This is a genomic window from Chryseobacterium oryzae (assembly GCF_022811665.1).
Lineage (GTDB): Bacteria > Bacteroidota > Bacteroidia > Flavobacteriales > Weeksellaceae > Chryseobacterium > Chryseobacterium oryzae.
The window spans coordinates 463,882-490,574 of sequence record NZ_CP094529.1 but is presented as its reverse complement, the minus strand read 5'-3'; the positions used below and the strand labels follow the sequence as shown (position 1 = coordinate 490,574).

At 33.6% G+C, this 26,693-nt stretch carries 27 protein-coding genes; 10 read left to right on the top strand and 17 right to left on the bottom strand.

The genetic code is table 11. The features are described from left to right. The first annotated feature begins 28 nt into the window (after positions 1–28). A complete protein-coding gene (locus tag MTP08_RS02315) occupies positions 29–1,717 on the top strand; it encodes a T9SS type A sorting domain-containing protein (RefSeq protein WP_243576890.1) in 1,689 nt (562 codons plus the stop codon). 57 nt (positions 1,718–1,774) lie between these two features. Here the strand turns inward: MTP08_RS02315 and MTP08_RS02310 are convergent, their stop codons facing one another. The 8 genes from MTP08_RS02310 to MTP08_RS02275 all read right to left on the bottom strand — a co-directional run bounded on the left by MTP08_RS02310 (position 1,775) and on the right by MTP08_RS02275 (position 9,186). Next, positions 1,775–2,200: an OsmC family protein gene (locus MTP08_RS02310; RefSeq protein ID WP_243576889.1), complete on the bottom strand. Its 426-nt coding sequence runs from the start codon at positions 2,198–2,200 to the stop codon at positions 1,775–1,777. Between the two features lie 39 nt (positions 2,201–2,239). Continuing rightward, positions 2,240–2,737, bottom strand: a complete 498-nt coding sequence (locus tag MTP08_RS02305; protein WP_243576888.1) for a YegJ family protein — start codon at positions 2,735–2,737, stop codon at positions 2,240–2,242. Positions 2,738–2,844: 107 nt separating this feature from the next. Then, entirely contained in the window at positions 2,845–4,167 is a 1,323-nt protein-coding gene (locus MTP08_RS02300; RefSeq protein WP_243576887.1) for a DUF58 domain-containing protein, read from the bottom strand. A gap of 48 nt (positions 4,168–4,215) precedes the next feature. Continuing rightward, the gene (locus tag MTP08_RS02295) at positions 4,216–5,160 is read right to left on the bottom strand and encodes an AAA family ATPase (protein WP_394803769.1); all 945 of its coding nucleotides are present in this window, start codon (positions 5,158–5,160) and stop codon (positions 4,216–4,218) included. Between the two features lie 122 nt (positions 5,161–5,282). Beyond that, positions 5,283–6,449, bottom strand: coding sequence for a hypothetical protein (locus MTP08_RS02290; protein ID WP_243576885.1), 1,167 nt, complete (start codon positions 6,447–6,449; stop codon positions 5,283–5,285). A gap of 29 nt (positions 6,450–6,478) precedes the next feature. After that, complete coding sequence (locus MTP08_RS02285; protein ID WP_243576884.1) at positions 6,479–7,264, bottom strand: DUF4129 domain-containing protein; 786 nt, start codon at positions 7,262–7,264, stop codon at positions 6,479–6,481. After that, a complete protein-coding gene (locus MTP08_RS02280; protein ID WP_243576883.1) occupies positions 7,257–8,216 on the bottom strand; it encodes a DUF4013 domain-containing protein in 960 nt (319 codons plus the stop codon). Before MTP08_RS02280 ends, MTP08_RS02285 begins: the two co-directional genes overlap by 8 nt. Next, the gene (locus MTP08_RS02275; protein WP_243576882.1) at positions 8,203–9,186 is read right to left on the bottom strand and encodes a stage II sporulation protein M; all 984 of its coding nucleotides are present in this window, start codon (positions 9,184–9,186) and stop codon (positions 8,203–8,205) included. Before MTP08_RS02275 ends, MTP08_RS02280 begins: the two co-directional genes overlap by 14 nt. Before the next feature lie 27 nt (positions 9,187–9,213). On the opposite strand from MTP08_RS02275, the gene MTP08_RS02270 reads away from it, so the two are divergent. Next, entirely contained in the window at positions 9,214–9,963 is a 750-nt protein-coding gene (locus MTP08_RS02270; protein WP_243576881.1) for an RDD family protein, read from the top strand. Positions 9,964–9,997: 34 nt separating this feature from the next. On the opposite strand, the gene MTP08_RS02265 is transcribed toward MTP08_RS02270, so the two are convergent. Continuing rightward, a complete protein-coding gene (locus MTP08_RS02265) occupies positions 9,998–10,465 on the bottom strand; it encodes a hypothetical protein (protein ID WP_243576880.1) in 468 nt (155 codons plus the stop codon). Between the two features lie 176 nt (positions 10,466–10,641). On the opposite strand from MTP08_RS02265, the gene MTP08_RS02260 reads away from it, so the two are divergent. Next, complete coding sequence (locus tag MTP08_RS02260) at positions 10,642–10,932, top strand: GNAT family N-acetyltransferase (protein WP_243576879.1); 291 nt, start codon at positions 10,642–10,644, stop codon at positions 10,930–10,932. On the opposite strand, the gene MTP08_RS02255 is transcribed toward MTP08_RS02260, so the two are convergent. From MTP08_RS02255 to smpB, 5 genes are all read right to left on the bottom strand, one after another. Next, positions 10,921–11,892: a glycosyltransferase family protein gene (locus MTP08_RS02255; RefSeq protein ID WP_243576878.1), complete on the bottom strand. Its 972-nt coding sequence runs from the start codon at positions 11,890–11,892 to the stop codon at positions 10,921–10,923. The two genes, MTP08_RS02260 and MTP08_RS02255, sit on opposite strands and share 12 nt — an antisense overlap. 1 nt (position 11,893) lies before the next feature. Beyond that, positions 11,894–12,718, bottom strand: a complete 825-nt coding sequence (locus MTP08_RS02250; RefSeq protein WP_243576877.1) for a UDP-2,3-diacylglucosamine diphosphatase — start codon at positions 12,716–12,718, stop codon at positions 11,894–11,896. A 140-nt stretch (positions 12,719–12,858) separates the two neighbouring features. Then, entirely contained in the window at positions 12,859–13,599 is a 741-nt protein-coding gene (locus tag MTP08_RS02245) for a YebC/PmpR family DNA-binding transcriptional regulator (protein ID WP_243576876.1), read from the bottom strand. Between the two features lie 92 nt (positions 13,600–13,691). Continuing rightward, positions 13,692–15,164 (bottom strand): OmpA family protein, encoded by a 1,473-nt coding sequence (locus tag MTP08_RS02240; protein ID WP_243576875.1) that lies wholly within the window; start codon positions 15,162–15,164, stop codon positions 13,692–13,694. A 77-nt stretch (positions 15,165–15,241) separates the two neighbouring features. Beyond that, complete coding sequence (smpB, locus tag MTP08_RS02235) at positions 15,242–15,700, bottom strand: SsrA-binding protein SmpB (RefSeq protein ID WP_209390321.1); 459 nt, start codon at positions 15,698–15,700, stop codon at positions 15,242–15,244. A 119-nt stretch (positions 15,701–15,819) separates the two neighbouring features. Here smpB and MTP08_RS02230 point away from each other — a divergent pair, with 119 nt between their 5' ends. From MTP08_RS02230 to ctlX, 6 genes are all read left to right on the top strand, one after another. Continuing rightward, a complete protein-coding gene (locus MTP08_RS02230) occupies positions 15,820–17,442 on the top strand; it encodes an ABC-F family ATP-binding cassette domain-containing protein (RefSeq protein ID WP_209390320.1) in 1,623 nt (540 codons plus the stop codon). A gap of 95 nt (positions 17,443–17,537) precedes the next feature. Continuing rightward, a complete protein-coding gene (recJ, locus tag MTP08_RS02225) occupies positions 17,538–19,250 on the top strand; it encodes a single-stranded-DNA-specific exonuclease RecJ (protein WP_243576874.1) in 1,713 nt (570 codons plus the stop codon). A gap of 110 nt (positions 19,251–19,360) precedes the next feature. Then, entirely contained in the window at positions 19,361–19,948 is a 588-nt protein-coding gene (gene nadD, locus MTP08_RS02220) for a nicotinate (nicotinamide) nucleotide adenylyltransferase (RefSeq protein WP_209390318.1), read from the top strand. A 38-nt stretch (positions 19,949–19,986) separates the two neighbouring features. Next, on the top strand, positions 19,987–20,325 hold the full coding sequence (locus MTP08_RS02215) for a DUF3817 domain-containing protein (protein WP_243576873.1): 339 nt from the start codon (positions 19,987–19,989) through the stop codon (positions 20,323–20,325). 206 nt (positions 20,326–20,531) lie between these two features. Further along, the gene (locus tag MTP08_RS02210) at positions 20,532–21,446 is read left to right on the top strand and encodes a dimethylarginine dimethylaminohydrolase family protein (protein WP_243576872.1); all 915 of its coding nucleotides are present in this window, start codon (positions 20,532–20,534) and stop codon (positions 21,444–21,446) included. Positions 21,447–21,526: 80 nt separating this feature from the next. Further along, on the top strand, positions 21,527–22,450 hold the full coding sequence (gene ctlX / locus MTP08_RS02205; RefSeq protein WP_243576871.1) for a citrulline utilization hydrolase CtlX: 924 nt from the start codon (positions 21,527–21,529) through the stop codon (positions 22,448–22,450). A 68-nt stretch (positions 22,451–22,518) separates the two neighbouring features. On the opposite strand, the gene bshA is transcribed toward ctlX, so the two are convergent. Both bshA and MTP08_RS02195 read right to left on the bottom strand, forming a co-directional pair. Further along, positions 22,519–23,667, bottom strand: coding sequence for an N-acetyl-alpha-D-glucosaminyl L-malate synthase BshA (gene bshA / locus MTP08_RS02200; protein ID WP_209390314.1), 1,149 nt, complete (start codon positions 23,665–23,667; stop codon positions 22,519–22,521). 13 nt (positions 23,668–23,680) lie between these two features. Continuing rightward, positions 23,681–25,381, bottom strand: a complete 1,701-nt coding sequence (locus tag MTP08_RS02195; protein ID WP_243576870.1) for a glycoside hydrolase family 3 protein — start codon at positions 25,379–25,381, stop codon at positions 23,681–23,683. Positions 25,382–25,488: 107 nt separating this feature from the next. On the opposite strand from MTP08_RS02195, the gene MTP08_RS02190 reads away from it, so the two are divergent. Continuing rightward, positions 25,489–26,004 carry a hypothetical protein gene (locus MTP08_RS02190; protein WP_243576869.1) on the top strand — a complete coding sequence of 172 codons (516 nt, stop codon included), beginning with the start codon at positions 25,489–25,491 and terminating at the stop codon, positions 26,002–26,004. Between the two features lie 92 nt (positions 26,005–26,096). Here the strand turns inward: MTP08_RS02190 and ribA are convergent, their stop codons facing one another. Further along, positions 26,097–26,684 (bottom strand): GTP cyclohydrolase II, encoded by a 588-nt coding sequence (gene ribA / locus MTP08_RS02185; RefSeq protein ID WP_243576868.1) that lies wholly within the window; start codon positions 26,682–26,684, stop codon positions 26,097–26,099. Positions 26,685–26,693: the final 9 nt, after the last annotated feature.

Genomic DNA, 26,693 nt, shown 5'->3' with positions numbered 1-26,693 from the left:
TTATATTAGCATTACAAAAAAGTATTTTATGAAAACAAAACTATTTTCTCTAAGTGGATTAATTCTTATTAGTCTGCTAACTAATGAATTTTATGCCCAAGACTACGAACCACTTCAAATCCAAAGTGGGTTTAACGCAGATGTTATTGCTAATGGCGTTGGATCATCTGCTACATCTACCAGTAATGACGTAGATGGAGTAAATTACGCATTCATTTCCAGAGATTTCCAACTTACAGCAAGTAGCCAACCACTTACCTATGGGCTTCCCATAAATGGACTTATTAATTCTGCAGTAGCTTCCACGCCTGGTCTTAACTACCAATTGGGATCTTACAGTGCCAATAACTCTTTAAGGTTGCAGAATGCAAATGATAGCGGGACATTAGAGTTTTCCAATCCTATCTCGGCCACAGTAGTTTATATGCTCGCAACAGGAGGAAGTGGCGCTTGTACAGTAAATGCTACTGTTAATTTTACCGATAACACATCACAGACATTTACGGGGATTGCTATTTCAGACTGGTATGGCGGAAGTAATTATGCCATCCAAGGAATCGGGAGAATAAACAAAGTTAACAACACTCTCGAATCCGGTTCCGGAACAAACCCAAGACTTTACCAACTTCCTCTGGCTATTGACGCTGCTAACCAATCTAAAACTGTAAAAAGTGTAACGGTCACTAAGACAGGAACTGGAGGAATTCCTAATATTTTTGGTTTTTCTGCTAATGCTTTTAATCCATGTGGTGTAGTTTCAAATATTTCGGCGGTAACAAGTATGACAGGAGCTACCGTGAGCTGGACTGCTCCTGCAAATGGCACCCCGTCTTCAGGCTACCAGTATTATTACAGCACATCTTCTACTCCGCCGTCTGCAACAACTACACCTTCAGGAACCGTTACATCCGGAACTTCGGTAGATTTAGGAAACGCTCTCACCACAGGACAAACTTATTATTTCTGGGTACGTTCAAATTGTGGTGGTTCTTCACAAAGTTTCTGGAGAATGAAACAATTTACACCTGGTCAGATCGCTGTAACCTATACAGCAGGAAATATTAACACCCTATTAGAAAATTCTTCCCAAATAACTACAACGTCTACTACAACATGCCCAGGAAATTTATTCGTTACTATTCCTACAGGATATAAAATTCAATCCACTGACGTTTCTTATACAATGACAACATCAAGCAATGGCTGGATGTCTGAACAAAGAAGCTTTTTAGTATGCACAACAAACGGGAACACTGAAAGTTCAGTAATTTCTGGCTCTGGTAATGGTGGAACATATTCTTACAACAGAACAGGGCTTAGCATTGCAAACAATCTTACAGGAACTGTTAACTATGAGCTCCGAGCATGGAGAACGTATGGCGGAGCGGATTGCAATGCAGACTTTAATAGAGTAGACAATGGAAGCTTTACAGTAACTGTAACCTTACAACCAACATCGGCTATGGCAACCAACGAAGCAAATGTTAAAGAAAAAGAAAGAATAGCCTATCCTAATCCTTTCAATGAAACACTTTATATAGACAATAAGGATAATATAAAAAAGGCAATATTAATAGATCCTTCCGGAGCCGTTGTAAAAACTTTTGAAAACCCATCTTCTACGTTACATTTAGGAGGAATAAAATCCGGTATGTATATTCTTACCTTAACCATGAAAGATGGATCTGTGAAGAGTATGAAAACAATTAAAAAATAAATAAATTATACCTAAAAAAGCTGTCAGAAAAAATTTTCCGACAGCTTTTTTTATATCTTATGCATCAACTATTGTCCCATTCACAAAAACTTCATAATGTATTTCTACATTAGGTTCTAAAGTTTTGGAAACCGAACAGTATTTTTCGAAAGATAATTCCGATGCTTTTAAAGCTTTTTTGGGATCTATATTTCCTTCAAGAAAAAATTTAACGGTGATCGATTTAAAAGGTTTGGCATCATCCACAAGAATTCTTTCTCCCTCGACTTCCGCTTTAAAATCTGTAATTTCCTGCCTTTGTTTTTTTAGAATTGAAACTACGTCTATCCCGCTGCAACCTGCTACTGCCATTAAAACACTTTCCATAGGCGAAACACCTTTTGCTCCCGGTTGGGAAGTATTATCTAACAAAATTGAATTCCCTTGAGTATTGGTGCATTCAAATAAAAAATCTTCGTTGATTCTATTGAGTGTTATTTTCATTTTTAAATTTAAAGTTAATAATTCATAATATTAAAAAGCTTATTCATAAATAAGACCATCTGCGTCCATTTCTTTTTTCTCTTCATCAGTCATTCCTTTTCTGAGAAGTTTTACCGTATAAGCTCCTTTTACAATATTTTTATCATAATACATCCAATCTGAAATTTCATTTGGATTTATAGTAATATTATCACCCAATTGAATTCCAATAGGATTTATGGGTGTATTTTGTACAATGCCAGAATATTTTCCATTTTCAAATTTAATATCACCAATCCAAATATGTTCTCCACCATTATCAGTATTGAATTTCTGTTTAATTGCAAAATTAGAATATTGAGGATTTTTGCTTTCTAGTGCAGTTTGAAAATCTCTATTGAATGTTTCTTTTGCTTTTTCTATGGCAGCATTCATTTCATGGTCTTCACTTTCCACAAATAAAACATCGGGTTCACCATCCCTATGAAGTTTTTCTCTTTTATTTTCGCAGCTAAATGCAAGTAGTAAAAGCAATCCGATAATTAAAATTTTCTTCATGATATTGTTTTTTAATTATATAATAGCAGTTTGGAAAATAACGAATATAAATACTTATTGGGAATAAAAATTAAAGTATTTACCGTTTTCAAATTTCACTTTTAAAATTACAAAATTCCTCTCGCTTTTATCTCCAGATATTTGTTAATTACCTCTACATTAAGATCTTCCGGAAGGGTATAAACTGAGTAAATTCCGTACTTTCTTAATTCCTGAATGATGAGTTTCTTTTCATACTCGAATTTCTCTGCGATAATCTCATCATAAATTTCCTGCATACTTTCAGGGTTAGAATGGATGATTTTCTGAACTTCAGTATTTTTGAAGAAAACAACCACCAACAAATGATTTTTGGCAATTCCGCGAAGGTATTTCATTTGTCTGTTGAGTCCGTCCAGAGTTTCAAAATTCGTGAAAAGTAAAACTAAACTTCTCTGGTTGATAGAATATTTTACATCCTGATAAAGTCTGTTGAAATCACTTTCAAAAAAATCGGTTTTAATATTATAAAGAGCTTCAGAAATCTTTTTCAGTTGTCCCGACTTATTATCGGCTGCAACTCTGTTATCTGCTTTCTTGGAGAAAGTCATCATTCCTGCGCGGTCGCCTTTTTTCAGAATAATATGAGAAAGAGCCATTGTTGCATTAATAGAATAATCGAGAAGACTTAAACCATTGAAAGGCATTTTCATCGTTCTCCCCTTATCGATCAACATAAAAATACGCTGCGATTTTTCGTCCTGAAACTGATTAACCATTAAACGATTGGTTTTAGAAGTCGCTTTCCAATTGATAGTTCTTACATCATCTCCGGGAACATATTCTTTAATCTGCTCAAACTCCATGGTATGTCCCAGTTTTCTTATTTTCTTGATTCCGCCAAGTAGAAATTCGTTTTGAAGAGCCATTAATTCATACTTTCTGAGATGAATAAAAGACGGATAACACGCCAAAGAAGCATCTTTCTGAAAAATAAAACGTCTAGACACAAAACCAATTGGAGAAGACGCAAAAATATTTAAAGCCCCAAAATTATACTCTCCTCTCTCTTTTGGTTCTAAAGAATACTGAAAAAATACATTTTTACCCGGAAGAATATTTTTTGTAATTAAGAAATCTCTCTTTTGAAACTGAAAAGGTATTTCATCTATAATTTTAACATTAATCTTGAAGCTGTATTCATTTTTTATATCTACTTTAACGAAATTTTCGTCCCCATTAGAAAGTTTTTCCGGTAAAATTCTTTGGGCAAGAAGAACATCTTTTGGACGAAAGATCAGCAAATAATCTACAAAAACCGTTAAGAAAACCAAGATTAAAAAACCGTGTCCTAAAACCATGAAAAACGGAAAGAAGAATGCCAAAATATAGAGCATTCCTACGCCAACTAATGCGAAAAAAAAGCGTGTATTGATGTATAAGTTTTTCATGATTTCAAGCTGTGGGTTTTAGATTTTGTGTGTCTAAAGTATTCAAACTCATCTTGGGATTTCAATTCCTTCAAGAATCTGTCTGATAATTTCATCTGCAGACAAACCTTCCATTTCTCTTTCCGGAGAAACAATTACCCGGTGTCTTAAAACTGCAAAACTTGCTTCTTTAATATCTTCAGGAGTTACAAAATCTCTTCCTCTTAATGCCGCAAAAGCCTTAGAAGCAGTTAATAATGCTAAACTTGCTCTAGGAGAAGCACCCAAATACAAGAACTGATTTTCTCTTGTATTGATAATGATTTTAGCAATATATTCGATAAGTTGAGATTCTACAATGATTTCTTTAACCAATTTCTGGTATCTTATAAGCTGTTGTGCCGTAATAACTTTATGTACAGCCTCAGTTTTATCTTCGAGTCTGTTATCGTGTTGGTTTTTAATGATGGCTACTTCCTGTTCCAAATTGGGATATCCCACATTTATTTTAAACAGAAAACGGTCTAGCTGTGCTTCTGGAAGTCTGTAAGTTCCTTCGTGCTCAATTGGGTTTTGGGTAGCAATTACCAAAAACGGATCTTCCATTTCATAACGTTTTCCGTCTATTGTAATTTGCTTTTCTTCCATTACTTCAAACAGTGCAGCCTGAGTTTTTGCAGGAGATCGGTTTATTTCATCAATAAGAATAAAACTTGAAAAAATAGGCCCTTTTTTAAACTCAAACTCAGAATTTTTCATGCTGAAAACTGAAGTTCCCAGAATATCAGAAGGCATAAGATCGGGCGTAAACTGTATTCTGCTGAAATCTACATCTATAGTTTTTGCCAAAAGTTTTGCAGTAATGGTTTTGGCAACACCGGGAACCCCTTCAATAAGGACATGACCGTTAGAAAGTAATGCCGCCAAAAGATGTTCTACCATTTTTTCTTGTCCAACTATTACTTTGGCAATTTCTTCTTTTACTTTATCTAAACTCTGTCTCAATTCCAACATATCGATTCTGGATTGAAATTGCTCCGGCTCTTGCTGTTCTTTATCTATATTAATAGAATTGTTGTTTTCTATATTCTGTTCTTCATTAAATTCCATATTATTCTGTTTTTATTGTATGTTTTTTATTTAAAAATATCATCCAAAAGTCTGTTCATTCTCGATAAATCCTCTTTAACAACACTTGCATAAGGATCTTGACCTTTTTTTATTAAAACTATAGCTTCTTCAATTATTTCTAACGATTTTCCTGTTTTTAAATGAAGTTTTTTGGCAAAATCGGCATCCAAACTTTTAGTATCAATTAGTAAATCAATTCTAATTTTATTTAGAAAATATTGGGCTTTTTTTGCCATCATATCATGAAAATCTCCTTCCTGAAGATATAAATTCCCAATACTTTTTACAAAATCTGCAGACGTATTTTTTAAAGGCTCAATGATAGGAACAATACGTTGTTTTCTTTTTGCATTAAAGACTATGAAAAGCACCAAACCGCCCAAAAGAACCCACCAAGCATACTTCAACGGAGGATGAGATAACCAAAAACGCAGTGCCCATCTCGATTCCTGAGTATTAGCTTCTGTGAACCACAAAGTTTCGCTATCATCCAGATATGAAAATACATTTTGAGTGTACTTTAAATTTTGAGGTTTCAGTAAGTAATAATTGGTAAGAAAAAGCGGTTCGCTATGTACGAAGATATTGCCCTTTCCAAAAGAAACTTTAATGAAATTTGCCTGATCGTCGTTATCTTTTTCAACTGTTTTTCCTAAAACCTCAACTTTTGGTTTAATGTAAGTAAATCCAACTCCCGAGGGAAACTTATCCAAATTAATTGAATCGTTTAGGAATTTATAATCGGTAAATTGCAGCGAGTTTTTGTCTTCGAAAGAATTATGAGAATTATAAAAACCTATTGAATCTGATATCTTCTTTGGAATATCCGAGCCAATAATCATTACATTGCTGCCACTTTTTGCCTGATCCAAAATTTTATACCAAGACTCTGCATCTAGCTTACTTTCTATAACTAAAATATTTTTTTTACCTGTGTTTTTATTCTTGTTTTCTGAATAATAATTGTACGGGGAAACATCTATTTTCTTAATATTTCCTTTAAATAAATCTTTGGATTCTTTATTGAAAATGAACAGTCCGAAAGGTGATTTTTTATTAACATCAAAATTTTTACGCCAATCTACAACCTCCTTTTTGTTAACTTCAAATAAAGCAACAATGACCATGCTAACAATAAAGACTACACCATATATTTTGAAAGTTTTATTCATATTCGAAAAACTATTTTACAGAACTCCAATTAAGCTTTAAAGCTCTGAAACTGATTTCTGAACCGGTTATAACTATTCTCATCAATCGTAAACTCTCCGTACCAAACATAATCGAATATATAAGAAAGTTCAAAAAATTCATTTTTCAGATTTCCAGTTTTCAGTTCGGCAACATAATCTTTATTGGTTTTTTCGGGATTCCATTGGATCAGTTTTTTATCGCTCAGCTTTTTCAGTACAAACAAAAACTGATACCGCACCGCAGACCTGTAGTCTTTGTTGGTTTCAAAAGATGAAATACTTTGTGGAAAATTAATCTCGTGGATATTCTCGTGAAGTTCTTCATCTTTAATCTCTATTTTTTTGTTTTTCTTTCCAAAAAACAGATTTCCGTTGTTTTTAATGAGAAATTTAACAATGAAATACAGAAGAAAACCTACCAAAACAATTGCAAAAAGACGAATAATAACTGTCGTAATTTTGGAAGAAGTTTCCATGCTGGTTTCTCCGAATATACTTCTGATGATTTCTGCAATTTTGCGTTGCAGTTTTTCAAAAAAAGATTCTTTGGGTTGTGATGCAGAATAATCGAAGTCTTTATCCTTGTATCTGGAAGCCAGTTTTTCTTTAAATTTTTTCGGAAATACAGCAGTATTAGTTATCGGGTTTTCTCTCAGAACAGAATCTGCAACATACATATTTCTGTAATGTGTAGTCGCTACAGAATCTACAATCACCTCTTCGGCATATTCTTCCTGAGCTTTTACAAAGCCAAGACTAAAAAAAACAGCTAGAAATAAAAGAAATTTATTCATTAATTCCGATAGTATCTATTTCCTGCAAATCGACTTGCTGATGAAGATCTCTACGGCTGTCGAAATACATTAATCCCGAATTTACATACATTAAATTGGAAAGAAGAAATGAAAAAAGAAGAGAAACCCCATACGTTACAAACAGAAGAATTCCAAATCCTCCGGAAAACGGATTTTGCTCAAAACTACCATCTGGTGCAGAAGTCGTAAGTTTTACCATGAAAAATATCATAGGAATCATCGTAAAAACAGTCGTAATTACGTAAATGATAATGTAGATTACCAGTGTAGCTCCCCAATATTTCCAAAATGGTGAACCTTCTCGGGCATTAGAATAAGAAAACTGCGAACGGATACTATAGCTTAAACTTGCAAAAAATCCTCTCGAACTGTTGAAGTAATCGAACATCAGGAAATTGATAACATTAATCATCACCGGTAATACCAGCAAGAGAAGAAAAATACCAATGATAATAAGAATTAAAGCATAAGAAATTCCGACTACGATTAATGACAACGGCGTCACAATAAAAATTAATCCCAACAATAGTTTTCCTATTTTCCCTGCATTGGCTTTAAACTCAGACATGATATCGTCCACTTTAATGTTTTTCTGTCCTTGTGCAAGTTTTTTCATGTAAAACACAGGGTACAGGTAATTAATAATCATTAACGCCATAAATACAATGAACGTAATAATCCCCGTAATAATAAAAATGCCTAAATTTTCCTGAAAATAACTTTCAAAATAATAACTTTCACCCCCTTTATTAGATGCAAAAGCCTGCATGAAGAGCTCTTTGTATCCAAAAATAAAAATAAGCACCAACAGAATTAGCAAAAGACCATTGAGGAGAATATAATTTTTAAAATAATTTTTCCCGTAAAGTCTGAAAAACGAAAAGGTATCGCTTATAAAAGTTCCAAAATCTCTTTTTTTAAATAATTGCATTTTTAATTTGTTTTTTAATTTTTTTGTTAACGATTGCTGGGTAAAAAAAGTAATAAAAGCTGATGATTCCCAGACATCCGAAAATAATAATAAGATTTAAGGCTAAAGGCATTTTTAATGCATGTCTTGTTACATTACCTTCTATAATTCCTGCACAAATGGTAAATGGAATTGTACTTAAAAATATTTTGAATGAATTTTTAAATCCGTTTTTGAATGAATTAAATCTTGATAATGTTCTCGGAAATAAAATTGAAGCTCCCAAAATTAACCCGCACATCCCTTCTACAATCATACTGAAAATTTCAAAAGCTCCATGAAGCCAAATTCCTCTTGCACTGTCTGCCAAAGCACCATGTTCATAGAAAAAATACTGAAATGTACCTACCATAATAGAATTCTGCATCAGGACGAAGAATGTTCCCACTCCAAGAAAAATTCCGTAAAGATAAAGTTTGGCTCCCACAATAATATTGTTAAAAGTGATACCAATGGTGCTTCCCCACGTAGAACCTTCCTGATATACTCCTACAGGATTTCCATTTTTAATGTTTTCTATGGTCATATTTACATAACCTTCACTTAAAATAAGATTGGCAAAATCTTTATCATATATTGCCGAAAGAACACCGATGAGCATGAAGGAAAAGAAAAAAATAAAAGAATACAATAAATATCGTCTGTATTCAAATACAATCATAGGAACTTCAGTTTTAAAAAAATACAGAAGTCTGTTTTCTTCGATCCTTTTTGTTTTATAAATTTTCTGAAAAATCTGAGAAGATAAATGATTCAGATAAACCGTAGTATTGCTTTTGGGATAATAAGATTGGGCAAAAGACAAATCGTTGATAAGGTTAATATACAAAGATGACAAATCATCAGGATTTTTTTTGATTTTACCCTGAATAACCTGCTCAATTCCCAACCATTTTTCTTTATTTTGTTTGATGAAATAAACTTCTCTCATAATTGTAAGGCTAAAATAATAAAAAATATGTCTCAAATTGCGATAAATACCTCTCAAAATGTAAATATTAATTTCAATGTAGCAAGCATTGGAGAAAGAATTTTGGCGTACATTATCGACGGTGCGATAAAAGCGGCTTACCTTTTTACTGTATTTTATTTATTTTTCAGCGTTCTCAATCTGGGATATATTTTAGATGGCATGGATAACTGGTCTCAAGCAACTGTTTATATTGTTTTAACACTTCCGGTTTCCCTCTACCCTATTGTTTTTGAATCTCTGATGGAAGGACAGACTCCGGGAAAAAAAATAGTAAAAATACGGGTGGTGAAAATAGACGGTTACCAAGCAAGTTTTGGCGATTATCTTATCCGATGGGTTTTCAGATTGGTAGATACTTCCCTTTTGGGAATTATCGGGTTGGTTTCTATGATTGTTTCTAAAAACAACCAAAGATTGGGAGACATCGCTTCCGGAACGGCAGTAATTTCTTTAAAAAATCAAATCAATATTTCTCATACTATTTTAGAAAACATTCAGGAGAACTACATTCCTACTTTTCCGCAGGTTATTGGCTTAACAGATAATGACATGAGAATTATTAAAGACAATTACCTAAAAGCATTAAAAATAGATGACAGACACGTTATCTCCAGACTTTCGGATAAAATTAAAAGCATTTTGAAAATTGAATTCGATTCTACCAAAATGACCGAAAGACAATTTATAGGAATCGTTATAAAAGATTACAATTATTATACAGGGAAAGACAATTAAATTTGTTTTGATTATTTGAAATCCCTCTAAAAAACTACTGCAAGAGAGCCCAAACTGCAACACCAATTCCTGCATAAACAGTTACTGTAATAATATCGGCAATAGGCTGCGAAAAACGTTTTTCAGCAATATTCTCACTATTAATCTGGTTTTTATGAAACTTCAAAATCTTACTTGGTTTCCCAACCGGATGAGCTACTAAACTATCATTTTCCCACTTATCGACTATTATCTTGTATTTTCTGCCACCAACATCAATTTTATAATTTTTATTGGCGATCAGCTTTTCCTGAACATTTAAGGGAACATTCGTCTGGGGAACATTCTGTTTTTGCGACTGTGCTTTTTCAATATCTTCCTGACTAACAACAGATTGATTAACAGCTACATTCTGTTTAGGATTATTCTTACTGTCTATGGTAATTTCCGCCGGTTTTTTAACCTGATACGTATAACAGCTCACAAGACACAATGATAGGATAAGGTAAAAATACTTTTGCATTCATCAAATTTAAGAATTAAACGGAATATTCTCTATTTTGTTTTGAAAGAATGTGTAATAATGAATTTAATACTTAAAATGATTCTTAAAGAAAGTAGTTAGTCTGAAATAATCTTGATGAAAATTTCTGCGGTTCAATTTTTGTATTTTATAAAAGAATAACAAATTGACAGGTTATGAAATTCGAAAATAACAAATCCGGAAATGGCGGAGTTATCACGCTAAGCAATGAAATAAAAGAAGTTGGGAGATTAACGTACACTATTTTCCCTGATCAGCATAAGCTAATTATCTCCTTTGTTTTGGTGCATCCAGAATTTGAAGGTCGGGGAATGGGGAAATTTTTAGTAGAAGAGGCTATTAAATTTTCAAGAGAAAACAATTGGAAAGTATATCCGCACTGTTCTTACGCCAGAGCCGTAATGAGAAGAATGAACGATGTGGAAGATATTTTTTTACAGAGCTAAAACATCTTTCAGAAGAATATTTTCAATATCATCAGGATAATCTACTTTAAAATGAAGTTGAGAATTGAGCCATTTTTCAATTTCATTTTTACATAAAATTTTCGAATTCGACACTCCCATCAAATCTAATGCTGCCGCATTGCATTCTTGTTCATATTGGTTATGAATAGGAATTACAAATAATTTTTTATCCATAAACAATGCTTCAGCAGGAGTTTCGAAACCTGCGTTGCATAAAATACCATCGCAATTCTCGAAATTTTTGAGATATTCTACTTCATCAACTGGGAAAAATTCTATATTTTTATTTCTTTCGTAAGACAATCTGTTTTTCGAAAAAACTTTCCATTCTACTGGAATTTCATTGAGTACTTTAAAAATATTCTCATCTGAAAAACTAGGCAAATACACCAAATAGAATCCTTTTTTTTGTGGATTCAAATTCCTGATTTTATGTCGTATTACCGGTTTTTTTATTTGAGGATGATAGTTTTCAAAATGAAAACCTATTTTTCGTTCACTTGGAACATAATATTCAAGAATCAGTTCTCCGAAAAAATCCTTTTTTAGAGGTTTGGGAGTTTCTTCAAAACTCATTGAAGCTTGGTGACTCAATTCAATCATATTCAAATTCCTTAGCTTAGAAGCCCATCCTGTGAGAGGTTCATAATCGTTGATGATTAAATCATACTGACTGAGATTGATGTTTTTTATCGTTTTGAATGCTTGAAGATAATTATTTTGGAAAAGAATTTTTTTATAGGAAATACCGCCTTTTTTATTATAAAGCAACGAAATACCTCTGTGAGAAAAATCTATGGGAAAATCTGCTTTCAACTGCGACTGATGTCCGCTTATTAATGTATCTACCGATGCATATTTTTTAAGAATAGGGATAATTTCTTGTGCTCTTGCCACATGTCCGTTCCCCGTTCCCTGAAAAGCATACAAAACTTTCATCTTATGTAAACTGGGTTACTATTTTCATTAAATCGCTATTGTTGATTTCTCGGATTTCCTCAGAATCATCTTCTTTCAGTATGTGTTTATGATCTTCATAATAGAAAATTTTCCATTCGTTATTATGAAATTCCAAAGCTGAAAGATTTTCTATCCAGTCTCCTGAATTGAGATAAGTACAAGAACCTTTTTTATTGGCAACTTCACGTATTTGAGGTTGATGGATATGTCCGCAGATTACATAATCATAATTGTTATCAATAGCAAGTTCGGAAGCAGTGAGCTCGAAATCACCTATATATTTTACTGCTTTTTTTACGTTGTTTTTAATTTTCTTTGAGAAAGAATATTTCTCTTTGCCTAATTTCTCTAGAAACCAATTCACCAAATTGTTGATGATAATAAGAAGATCATATCCTTTACCCCCCAGTTTTGCAATCCACTTAGAATGCTGAACGGAAGCATCGAAAACATCGCCGTGAAACATCCAGGCTTTTTTGTTATTTACAGTCAGACACAATTTATTGCAGACTTTAAGTTTTCCAAGCTCAAAATCTGTAAATTTTCTGAAAAATTCATCATGATTACCGGTTATGTAGTAAACATCGGTACTTTTAGTAGCTAAAGAGATTATTTTTTTAATAATCTTTAGATGAGGCTTAGGGAAGTAAGACTTTTTGAACTGCCAAATATCTATAATATCACCATTTAAAACCAGTGTTTTCGGTTGAATAGAATTGAGATACCGCAAAAGTTCTTTAGCCTTACATCCATAAGTTCCTAAGTGGACATCCGAAATTACAACCAATTCAACATCTCGTTTCATTTGCAGTTATTTATCTTTCGAAACCAAATGTGGTCGCCATCAATCAGTATTTTCTGTTACCAAATATGGCGATTGCACAATTGATTCTTTTGCAAAGAAAACAATTGAAGATTAATTGTATATGAATGTAATATTATTTTTTACAGAGATTCTAAATGCTCATCTGTAATTTCCATATTGTGATATACGTTTTGTACATCATCGTCTTCTTCAAAACGCTCCAGCATTTTCATATTTGCCTTAAACTGCTCTTCAGAAACCTCTTTTGTATTGTTAGGAATTCTTTGCAACTCTGCACTTTTAGCTTCGATACCCAATTCGTCCAATTTATGAGAAAGCGAACCAAAATCTTCAAAAGCTGTAGTAACCATTACTTCTTCATCATCTTTTTCAACATCTTCAGCGCCACCATCAATCATTTCCATTTCAAAATCGTCCCAATCCATAGTGATTTTGGATAAGTCGATTGTAAAAATACCTTTTCTATCGAAAATGAATGCAAGCTCTCCGTTCTTGCCAAGATTGCCATCAAACTTATTGAAAACAGCCCTTACATTAGCAACTGTTCTGGTTGTATTGTTGGTTGTACATTCCACAAAAAATGCAACACCCCCTTGTCCATAACCTTCATAGGTAATTTCTTCATAATTCTCGGCATCGGCACCACTAGCTTTTTTAATGGCTCTTTCTACGTTATCTTTCGGCATATTTGCCCCTTTTGCATTTTGTATGCATCTTCTTAACGCCGGATTAGATTCCGGATCAGGACCACCTGCTTTTACAGCCAATGCGATATCTTTTCCTATTTTAGAAAAAGTTTTAGCCATTTTATCCCAACGAGCCATTTTAGAGGCTTTTCTATATTCAAACGCTCTTCCCATTTGTTTTTAAAATTTTCACAAAATTACTTAAAATCAACAACAAAAAAAATACCTCTGGAAGACCAGAGGTATTAATTATTTAGAAAATTTAATTATTTTCTTTTTTTAGTGGAAACTTTTTTCTTACCTGAAGTTTTTTTCACTGGCAAGTCATTTTTCTTGTAAGTATCCCAGTCAGCACCAGAAATTGCTCTTACAACAACTTTTCTGTCTACTAATCTATCTGCATCAGATGCTGTAGCTGGCTGAGTAGCCTCTTGCGATCCAATACCAATAGATTTAAGATAATTACCGTTAACACCTCTAGCTTCTAAAGCAGAAACTACAGCAGCAGCTCTTTGTCTAGATAAGTTTAGGTTGTAAGCAACTGAACCTTTAGCATCAGTCATACCAACGATAATGAAGTTTTGAGCTGGAGCATCTTTAATAATTTTAGCCGCGTTATCTAATTTTCCACTAGATTCCGGTCTAATTGTAGCTTTGTTGAAATCAAATAATAAATCTTTGAATTCTCTTGTTATTACTACTTCAACAGGCTCTGGTTTTGGTGGAGGAGGACATCCGTTGAATTCTGGTAAACCAGGAACTGTAGGACATGCATCATCTTTGTCTAAGATACCATCACCATCTGTGTCTGGCCAAGGACAACCGTTGTTTTCAGCAGGACCTGCTACTGTAGGACAAGCATCATCTTTGTCGATTACACCGTCACCATCTGTATCTGGCCAAGGACAACCATTGTTTTCAACTGGACCAGGAACTTCTGGACATTGATCGTCTTTATCTGGAACTCCATCTCCATCTGTATCAGGACATCCTTGGAATTCTGGTAAACCTGGAGTATCTGGACACAAATCGTCTTTGTCTAAGATACCATCTTTATCTCTATCTCTGTTCCCGAATCTAAAGTTCAAAGAAGCAGAAGCTTGCCAGAAGTTAGCAACATTAGATTTGTCTCCTGGAGTTGATACATAATCACCTTGTACACCTAAACCGAAGTTTTTAGTTAACCAAAGGTTAAGACCAGCACCAGTAGCAACGCTAAAGAAGTTTGCTTTACCCATTTCATTTCCGTTCTCTCCATTTAAAACGTAAACACCATTAGCATCAGTTCTTGGGAAAGAAAGAGAAGTATGATCGTGTCTTAAATAGTTAGCACCAACTCTTAAGTAAGGGTCAAACCAAGATTCTTCGTTCCAAAGAATACCTGCAGCTTTCACCTGTAAACCAAGACCTGTTTGTAGGAAAAATTCTTTCCCCATGTTGAATCTCTTGTTTTCAACATTACCAACAGTAGTCTGCCAGTCAATTACAAAACCTTTACCAATATTTCTGGCAACAGTTAATTTAGACAATGGTGGAGTGATTGAGAAGTTGCTCGTATTGAACATAGTCTTCGTCAAATTTGTAGCAGAGAATGTATTACTGAAATTACTTCCCTGTGCAAGGTGATTTTCCGCGTGAGCACCAACTCCGATCATCCACGGATTGTTGGTAGTCTGAGCGAACACAGTAGAAGCGACAGTAAGCGCCAATGCTGAAATTCCTAATTTTAGATTTTTCATAGAATTAAATGATTAAATAATTGATATTGCAAAATAAATATAATTTTTCTTTATAAACAAAGTTTTCAAGATGATTTTTAACTTTTCTTTAATATTCTACTGAGGTTTCTTTTATTTTCTCTATCTTTAATGGCTTCCCTTTTATCGAAGAGTTTTTTTCCTCTTGCTAAGGCTATCAATATTTTAGCCTTACCGTTATCATTAATATAAAGCTTTAAAGGAACAATCGTATTCCCTGCATCTTTCAGCTTTTTTTCGAATTTTGCCAATTCCTTTTTGTGCAACAGCAACTTTCGTTCCCTTTTTGTTTTGTGGTTGTAAAAAGTACCTAATTTATACTCATCAATCATCATATTTATAATATACAATTCCCCATCAATAAACTGACAGAACGATTCTGTAATAGAAGCCTTGGAAGAACGCAAAGATTTTATTTCTGTACCCGTCAAGACCATACCTGCCTCTATTTCTTCTAAAATTTCATACTCAAATCGAGCTCTTTTATTAAGTATTCTTACGGTTTTTTCAATCTTCATTATTTCTGATTTTATAAGTTAAATATACAAATTTTGCTTTCGTATAAAAACTTGACTATTACAATATTATAAATTACCCAATTTCTTTTCGTAATTTTGCGCCAAATTTACAAAACTATATGTTAACAGTATCTAACTTATCTTTACAATTCGGGAAAAGAGTTCTTTTTGACGAGGTGAACATTATGTTTACGAAAGGAAACTGCTACGGAATTATCGGAGCAAATGGAGCAGGAAAGTCTACATTCCTTAAAATATTAACCGGAAAGCAAGATCCAACCACTGGGCATGTTTCGCTGGAACCAGGAAAAAGAATGTCGGTTTTAGAGCAGGATCACTTTGCTTATGACCAATATACGGTGCTTGAAGCGGTTTTGAGAGGTAACAAGAAATTATTCGAGATAAAAGAAGAAATGGATGCGCTTTATGCGAAAGAAGATTTTTCTGATGAAGACGGGATTAAAGCAGGTGAACTTGGTGTAATATACGATGAAATGGGAGGATGGACTGCAGAATCTGATGCGCAAACCATGCTTTCTAACGTTGGTATTACAGACGATATGCACTGGCAATTAATGAGCGAACTTGAAAACAAAGACAAAGTAAAAGTTCTACTTGCTCAGGCACTTTTCGGAAATCCGGATGTACTTATTCTTGATGAGCCTACGAACGACTTGGATATTGATACAATTTCTTGGCTAGAAGATTTCTTAGCAGATTATGAAAATACCGTAATCGTTGTATCTCACGACCGTCACTTCCTAGATACGGTTTGTACACACATCGGCGACTTAGATTATGCTAAACTAAATCTTTACACAGGTAACTATTCTTTCTGGTATCAGGCTTCGCAATTAGCAACTAGACAAAGAGCTCAGGCTAATAAAAAAGCAGAAGAGAAAAAGAAAGAACTTCAGGATTTTATTGCACGATTCAGTTCTAACGTTGCAAAAGCTAAACAGGCAACGGCAAGAAAAAAAATGATCGATAAATTAAATATCGACGATATTAAGCCATCTTCAAGAAGATATCCTGCCATTATTTTTGAAATGGAAAGAGAAGCAGGTGACCAAATTTTAGATGTTAAAGGTTTAGAAAAAACAAAAGATGGAGAATTATTGTTTTCAAACATCGATTTAAATCTTAAGAAAGGCGATAAAGTTGCTGTTTTGTCTAAAAACTCATTAGCAATTACCGAATTTTTCGAAATTTTAGCTGGAAATACCGAAGCCGATAAAGGAAGCATTGCTTGGGGAGTTACCACCAACCAGTCTCACATGCCTTTGGATAACACCAACTTCTTTCAGGAAGATTTAAGTTTGGTAGATTGGTTAAGACAATTCACGAAAAATGATGAAGAGCGTCACGAAGAATTCGTAAGAGGATTTTTGGGAAGAATGCTTTTCTCTGGAGATGAGGCTTTAAAATCTTGTAAAGTGCTTTCGGGAGGAGAAAAAATGAGATGTATGTTCAGTAGAATGATGCTTCAGAAAGCAAATGTTCTTTTACTAGATGAACCTACCAACCATTTAGACCTTGAGAGTATTACTACTTTGAACAACTCTTTGTCTAACTTCAAAGGAAATATTTTACTGGCTTCTCATGACCACGAAATGCTTTCCACAGTCTGTAACAGAATTATCGAACTGACTCCAAAAGGAATTATCGACAGAGAAATGACTTACGATGAATATCTAGCCGATAAAAAGGTAAAAGAATTAAGAGAAAAAATGTATTCTTAACTATTTAAAACCGTTCAATTTCTGAACGGTTTTTTTTAACATTTAACGTAAGCAATAAACGTTACTTTTAAATTTTAATTCCCTATTTTTGTGAAATGAGTCAAAAATGGATTTACAAGCCCGAACCCGATGAAGAAATTGTGGACGGATTAAGTTCGTCACTTGGTTTTGGAACATTTGAATCCAAACTGCTAGTTCTCAGAGGAATTGACAATTATCGGAAGGCAAGAGAATTTTTCAAACCCAATATGACCGATATCCACAGTCCGTTTTTAATGGCAGACATGCAAAAAGCGGTAGAACGCATTGCTACAGCTATCGAAAACGGAGAAAAAATATTGGTATATGGAGATTACGATGTAGACGGAACCACTGCTGTTGCCTTAATGTATCTTTATTTGAGTAAAATTGTTCAGAAAAAATATTTAGATTTTTATATTCCCGACAGAAATTCCGAAGGTTACGGTATTTCCACCGAAGGAATAGATTTCGCCAAAGAAAACGGTTTTACCCTTATTGTTGCTTTAGATTGCGGTATAAAAGCAATCGACATGATTAATTATGCCAAAAGCAAGGATATTGAATTTATTATCTGCGACCACCATTTGCCGGGAGAAGAAATTCCTAATGCTACAGCAGTTCTCGATCCTAAAAGAAGTGATTGTAGATACCCTTTTAAAGAACTTTCGGGTTGTGGTGTTGGTTTTAAGCTTTGCCAAGGACTTAATACGATTTACAAAATTCCGGAAGCAGAACTTTTTGAGCTTACAGATCTTCTGGCTATCTCTATTGCAGCAGATATCGTTTCTATGACGGGAGAAAACAGAGTTTTGGCAAAAATGGGACTTAAAACTCTGAGAAAAACCCGAAATATGGGGCTTAGACTTTTAATTCCTGAAGATAAGCTATCTCATTTCGAAATATCTAATATTGTTTTTGAAATCGCTCCAAAAATTAATGCCGCAGGAAGAATTTCACATGGTAAAGCCGCTGTTGAACTCATGGTTTCGGATAATCTGAAGCATGCCCATCAAATTGTAAGCGATATCATGAATCTGAATGATGAAAGGCGAGAGCTGGACATGAATTCTACTCTTTCAGCACTCAACCAAATTATAGAATCTCAGCAGGAAACCAAATTTTCTACCATCGTTTATCATCCGGAATGGAATAAAGGCGTTATAGGAATTGTAGCTTCAAGGCTTACCGAAACGTATTATAAACCTACTTTGGTTTTTACAGACGGTAATAATGGTGAAATGGTAGCTTCGGCTCGGTCTGTATCCGATTTTGATGTACATGAAGCATTGGATATGTGTTCGGAATATTTCCTGAAATTCGGCGGTCATCATGCCGCAGCAGGACTTTCTATGGAAAAGAGCAATTTTGAGGAATTCAAAATTAAATTTGAAAAAATAGTTGCCGAAAAAATTCAGGAACATCAGAAAGAACCTTCTATTACAATAGATTCTGAGGTTCATATTGATGAAATTAACCGTGATTTTATTAATTTTCACCGAAAGCTTGCCCCTTTTGGACCTCACAATATGAAACCAAATCTTGTTTTGAAAAACCAAAAAATTTCAGGGTATGTAAAAACGATGGGAAAAGATAATAATCACCTTAAATTTTACATCAGACAAGAATCTACCGGTAGAAATATTGAATGTATTGGCTTTAAATTGGGACAGTTTGCGGATGATTTCAGAAGTAAATCTTTCGATATCGCCTTTACTCTCGAAGAAAATCATTGGAAAGGAAATGTTACCCACTGCCTGAATATAAAAGACGTAAAATTCAGAGATTAAGGTAAATTTCACGGAAAGTTCCATTGGAAACTTAAAACTGATTTGAAATTCAATTCTAAATTCAAAATTAATTTAAAACCAGAAGCTACAATAATTTCAAAGTTCTAAAAATGAAAAAAATCGGCTTATTTTTCGGTTCTTTTAATCCTATTCATATTGGGCATTTAATTTTGGCAAACTATATTCTGGAAAATTCGGACATGAATGAGCTCTGGTTTGTAGTGAGTCCCCAAAATCCTTTCAAAGAGAAAAAAACTCTTTTAAAAGATAATAACAGACTAGAAATGGTAGAACTTGCAATAAAAAATTATCCTTCTATGCGAGCTTCTAATGTAGAATTCGGACTTCCCACACCCAGCTATACCATAGACACTCTTACTTATTTAAAAGAAAAATATCCAAACTATTCTTTCAGCCTTATTATGGGTGAAGATAATTTAAACTCTCTTCACAAATGGAAAAATGCTGATCTTCTCATAGAAAATCATCATATAATTGTTTACCCAAGAATAGACACAAATCAGGCAAAAGAAACTTCTAACATTCAACACGATAATATTTCTGTAATACATGCTCCCATCATTGAGCTTTCTGCCACAGAAATAAGAAATATGATTAAAGACGGAAAGAATGTTAGACCAATGTTGCCACCGGAAGTTTTCGATTATCTGGACGGAAGCAATTTTTATAGAGATTAAATGCAGATGCTAAAAATAACTTTTAAAGTTAGTTAATAATGAATTTTATAGAACGGTTTTTTTCAAAATATTCTCAGGAACAGATGATAAGATGGTTTAAGCGAATCTGTCTTGCAGAAGCCGTTTCCTGGTTTTTTCTTTTTACAGCCATGATCTGGATTCGTACCGACAAAGAAAGTATATTGCCTACAATATACATTATTGTAATCGGAAATTTGCACGGTCTTTTCTTCTCCATGTATCTGCTTTTTCTTTCTTCGATGAGAAAAATATATCAGTGGGATGATGAAGATACTGTGTTTACTATTATTGCTGCATTTTTCCCTTTTGCAACGATTTGGATTGATAAAAAACTAGCCCGTTTTGACAGAGAATAAAAATTCCGCAAATAAAATAGGAAGATTTTATCCTCACAAAAAACATCAATCTTAATAATTCTATCTGAATTTTATTTAAACTTCAGATGATTTAAATTGCATTTCTTCCAATTTCAAAATTCCTGAAATTTTCTTATGGTTTCCGTAAAGCAAAAAACTTTTCCTTTAGCCTTCGTTTGTTTATATTTGCTTAATTCTCATTATTTATGAAATTAAATATTAAAAACGAAACAGGAAGATTAAAATCTGTTGTACTGGGACAGCCAAGTTCTATGGGATCGGTTCCTACTCTGGAAGAAAGTTACGATGCCAAATCTTATCATACTATACAACACAATATTTACCCTAAAGAACAGGATATCATTAGCGAAATGAATGCTTTTGAAGCCGTTCTTAAGAAATACGATGTGCAGGTTTTCCGTCCCGATATTATTGAAGATTACAACCAGGTTTTTGCAAGAGATGTCGCGTTCGTTATAGACGACAAAATGATTATTTCTAATGTAATTACAGACAGAGCCGATGAGCAGGATGCATACAAAAAAGTTTTTGAAAAGGTAGAATGGAGAAAAATCATCAACCTACCGGAAACTGCTCATATTGAAGGAGGCGATGTAATTGTTTGGAACGATTTTCTTTTCATAGGAACCTGCTTTAGTGAAGATTACAGAAGCTATAAAACAGCACGTACCAACGAATATGCAATTGAAATTCTTAAAGAATATTTTCCGAAAAAGAGAATTATTGATCTGGAGCTGAAAAAAAATGACAAAGAGCCATATCAGGGAATTTTACATTTAGACTGTACTTTTAATCCGATTGGGAAAGACAAATGCATTATTTATAAGAACGGATTTGTAGATGAAAGCGATTATAATTTAATTATTGATATTTTCGGAGAAGAAAACTGCTTCCAAGTTACAGACGAAGAAATGTTTGAAATGTTTCCTAATATTTTCTCTATTTCGCCGGAAGTTATCGTCTCAGATAAAACTTTTACAAGAATGAATAATCATTTTAGAAACGAATGGGGAATCACGGTGGAAGAAATTCCTTACCGAGAAATTTCTAAAATGGGCGGACTCCTTCGTTGTTCTACCATGCCATTGGTTAGAGAATAATAAAGTTCAGGTAACTGAATTATAAATTTTAAAGCAAAAATTTGTTACGGAAGTTCAGCAAAATTCAAAAAAAATAAAATATGCAGACAACAGATACGGTATTAATGATAGAGCCCATTGCATTCGGATATAATGCAGAAACGGCAGAGAATAATTATTTTCAGATTGAACAAAAAGGAGCAGATATACAGTCTAAAGCTTTAGCTGAATATAAAGTTTTTGCTGAAAAACTGAAAAGCAAAGGAATTAATGTTATCAGTATTAAAGATACTTTAGATCCTCATACTCCAGACTCTATTTTCCCTAATAACTGGGTAAGTTTTCATAAAGACGGAAAAGTAGTTCTTTACCCAATGTTTGCATCCAATCGAAGAGTGGAAAGAAGAGAAGACATCATAGAAACCATTAAAAACCAAGGTTTTGAAGTTTCAGAAATAGATGATTGGTCTTTTCCTGAAACTCAGGGTCATTTTTTGGAAGGAACAGGAAGCATGATTTTCGATCATGATCATAAAATTGCTTACGGATCTATTTCCTTAAGATTAGACGAACATCTTTTCAGAGAATTTTGCGAAAAATACGGGTTTCAACCCATCGTTTTCCATTCTTTTCAGACGGTTGGAGACGAAAGACTGCCAATTTACCATACCAATGTAATGATGTGCGTTGCAGACCGCTTTGTAGTCATCTGCTTAGATTGTATTGATGATGAACTGGAAAGAAGCAAAGTAATTGAAACCATTAAAAATTCGGGAAAAGAAATTATAGAAATTACCGAAGAGCAAATGCAACAGTTTGCCGGAAATATGCTTCAGTTACAAAATAAAGAGGGTGAAAAGTTTTTGGTAATGAGCCAGACTGCATACCAATCTTTAGATAAAAATCAGATTGAAAATATTGAAAAATATTGTGAAATTATCTATTTGGATCTCCATACAATTGAAGTAAATGGCGGAGGAAGTGCACGCTGTATGCTCGCAGAGATTTTTTTACCTAAAAAATAATAACAAACCCATCAGTAATTTGATGGGTTTGTTATTTATAAAAATATCTTTATTAATAGATCATAAATTTATGATGAAGTTAGTTCTTCCTTAAATCTTTCAATGGTTGTTTTATACATTTGCTCGTAAACAGGAAGAATATTTTTAAGATCGAATTTTACAGCCTGCTCTTTAGCATTAATTTTCATTTGAGCTAAAAGCTCTTCATTACTTAATAATTTAATGCAGTAATTGCTCATTGCTTCTACATTTCCAATTTCTGCAAGATAACCGGTTTCTCCCTGAATATTCACTTCCGGAATTCCTCCTGCGTTGGAACTTATTACCGGAGTATACGCAGCCATCGCTTCCAAAGCCGCCAAACCGAAACTTTCCTGTTCAGAAGGCAATAAAAATACATCAGAAAGCTGCAAAATTCTATAAAGATCATTCACTTTTCCTAAAAGTCTTATTTTTGAAATTAGATGTGGGTTTTCTTCCAAAAACTGATTTACTTTTTCCATTTCTGGTCCTTCCCCAATAATAATAAGCTTAGATTTTACTTTTCTTTCTACATTTTTGAAAATCTGCAATACTTCTTCAACCCTTTTTACAGGTCTGAGGTTTGAAACGTGGATGAGAATCTTTTCGTCGGGATTGGCAAACTGAGTTCTTTGGCAATCATTACATTCATCAAACTCAGAATTATCAATAAAATTGGTAATCACCTGAATTTCTTTTTTAATATTGAAAAACTGTAAGGTATCTTTTTTAAGACTTTCAGAAACAGAAGTAATCGCATCCGACTGGTTGATGGAAAATTCTACCGCATGTTTGTAGCTTGGATGTTGCCCAACCAAGGTAATATCGGTTCCGTGGAGAGTGGTAACCAAAGGAATATCATTACCGTCTTCTTTCAGCATTTGTTTTGCTGTAAAAGCAGCATACGCATAAGGAATTGCATAATGTGCATGAAGAAGATCGAGCTTGTAGAGATTAACCACCCGGTAAATCATAGAGCTTAATGCAATATCGTAAGGTTGATATTGGAAAAGAGGATAAGTCTGTACATTTACCTTATGAAAAAAAATATTGGGATTGGTTATATCTAATCTTGCAGGAAGTGCAGAACTAATAAAATGTACTTCATACCCTTTATTGGCAAGAGACATCCCAAGTTCTGTAGCTACAATTCCGCTTCCGCCGTAAGTTGGGTAGCAAAGTATTCCTATTTTCATATTTTTATATTATTTATTTTGAACAGGATTTTAAATCTGTTCCCATTCCGGCTTTCAATTTATCATTTACTAAAACAGGCAGTCTTCCCCATATTTTGGTTTTACCGTTCAGTGCTTCAGCAGTAGCATTCATAGAATCTTCGTTGTTTTCATAAGCAACCAAAACTGTAGAAACTTTAGAAATATCAACATCTTTCAATGCGTATGGGCTTCCGAAAACGTTTAGAATAACCTGATGTTTTTTTGCTAATTCCGCCAATATTTTTTTAGACTCTGCAGAAATTTTATAAGGCTTATAAGCTGTAGAGTTATCTTTGTGAAACCCTATAATCACTGTAGAATTTACAGGGATAGAAGATATTTCTGAAGCTTTTTTTAAAATAACATTAGAGTTTATATTTACCCGTTCTGCAAAATTCTGGTATGGCGCTTCTTCTAAAGGGACATAATAGTATGTTTTTTCAGATTTTAGGGGAAGAAGTTTTTTTTCATCTTTCAATAATGTAAGAGCATTAGAATAAAGATTCTGAACAATTTTTTTATGCGAATCATTATTGAGATCGTAATCGATGTTCTCAGGATTTCTTGGAGTATATTGATGAAGTCCTAAAAAATATTTTGTAAGAAGTATTTTTTTTACACTTTCTTTTACTCTCAGCTGAGAAATTTCTCCATTATCAATTGCCTTCTGGATTAATCTTTTACCTTCGGAAACACCTTGCGAAAAAAGCATAATGTCGTTTCCAGCTTTAAAAGCAAGAGCATCTAATTCTCCGGGCTTATATTTATTGGCAACAGCTCCCATATTAAGAGCATCCGTGATGATAAGACCTTTATAATTTAATTTTTCTTTTAATAATCCGGTGATAATATTTTTAGATATTGAAGCCGGAATTCCTTTTTCAGATTCCAAACTTGGCACATACAAATGGGCAACCATTACACCGCCAATACCTTTATTCATTAAAGATTTGAAAGGAGCAAGTTCAACCGAATTCAATCTGTCTAAGTGGTGCGAAACTACTGGAAGATCTAAATGAGAATCGGTATTGGTATCTCCATGTCCAGGAAAATGCTTTATTGCCGCAAGTATTTGATGATCCTGTAAACCGTTTGCATAAGATAATGCTGATTTGGTAACATTAGAAACATCAGATCCAAAACTCCTGTTTCCGATAATGGGATTGTTCGGATTGGTATTTACATCCACAACGGGAGCAAAATCCCAGTTAATTCCCATTCTTTTGCAGTCTTCGGCAATTTTAGACGACATTTCATAAATTAATTCCTTGTCTTGGATAGCTCCCAAAGTCATTGCCCAAGGGAATTTGTGTGCTTTTGCAATTCTCTGGTAGACTCCCCATTCTGCATCCATCCCGATCATTAAAGGAATTTTAGATTTCTGCTGAAACTCATTAACGAGCGATATTTCTCTTGCAGCATCGTCCTGCATCAAAATCAACCCTCCAATTTTGTCGTTTACGACAATATTTCTAATCTGGCTTATGTGATTTTCGTCTTTATTAGTATAAAGTGCAACAATAAAAAGCTGCCCCAATTTTTCATCCTGAGAAAGGTTGTCATAGGTTTTACTTACCCATTCCTCAGCTTTTTTTAAATCTCCTTTGGAAATATTCTTAGGCTGATATTGTGCCGCTACATTTGAGCCGAAAATAATAACAAAGAAAAGGGTGTTAAATAATAATTTATTCATAAGATTGCGAACGTAAACAAAAATACAACTAAAAAAAAGATGAAACTAAACTTTTTATATTTTTTGGTATATGTTTTGATTTCGATTATACAATTAAACTTTTTAAAATGAAAAAACTATTTTCCATATTGGCGATATCTTTATTAACCGTAACTATAAGTTGTGACAATAGAGATGATACTACTGTTGTAGATAATACAGCACATGCACAAGTAAAAGATGTAACAGGTACATTCACTTCTGGTGGGGGTTACAAATTAACACAACCCCTAAGTATTTCTAATACTACTGTGGTTTTAGTTTATAGAAATGTTGGAACAGGTAATGGTGCAATTTGGCAACAAATTCCAAAAACATTTTACTTAGATGATAACTTATCTTTTCCTGCAGACAGACAGTTAGATTATAACTTCGATTTTACTACAACAGATGTTCAAATAAGAACAGAAGCTAATTTCAACCAGTCTACACAGATGACGAATGATGAAAAATCTCAATTTTTAGTAAACCAAACATTCAGAATTGTTTTAGTTCCTGGAGTTGCAGGTAAAACATCTACACCTGTAGATTACAGTGATTATAATGCAGTTATTAAATATTTTAATATTAATGACAAATTATAAAATAAATAAGAATCTTTTCAAATTTTTATAATAGAAAGCTCCGAACTACTTCTGTAATTCGGAGCTTTTGTTTTTTTAATTTTGATTTGTTCTCATTCATCTAAAAAATGACCGAAGAAATCTTTCTTGGTTTTAAGATAACCTTTACTTATTTCATTAGCAGGAATTTGTAAAGGAATTCTGGAATTGAGATGAACATTACTCTGCTCAACAAATTTTACCTTTTCAGGATTATTGGTGAGAAGATTGATATTTTTAATATTAAGTTGGTTCAAAATCTCTATAGCTACAGAAAAATTCCTGTCATCTGCAGGAAGTCCAAGCTGAAGGTTTGCCTGAACAGTATCATATCCTTTTTCCTGAAGTGAATATGCTTTGAGTTTATTGATAATCCCTATGTTTCTGCCTTCCTGTCGGAGATATACGATTACACCTCCATTCTCATGCATAAATTTCATTGCCGCATCCAGCTGTTGCCCACATTCGCATTTTTTAGAGTGAAAAACCTCTCCTGTAATGCATTCAGAATGAAAACGTACATTAACGGGTTTTGAAAAGTCGGTATTTTCAGCAATTATTGCCATGTGAGGCATCCAGTCGTTTTCGTTATCCGAAAAAGCGATCATTCGGAAAGTACCATGTTCTGTAGGAACGTTAGCTTCCGCCTGAATTTTAATCATTGAATAATT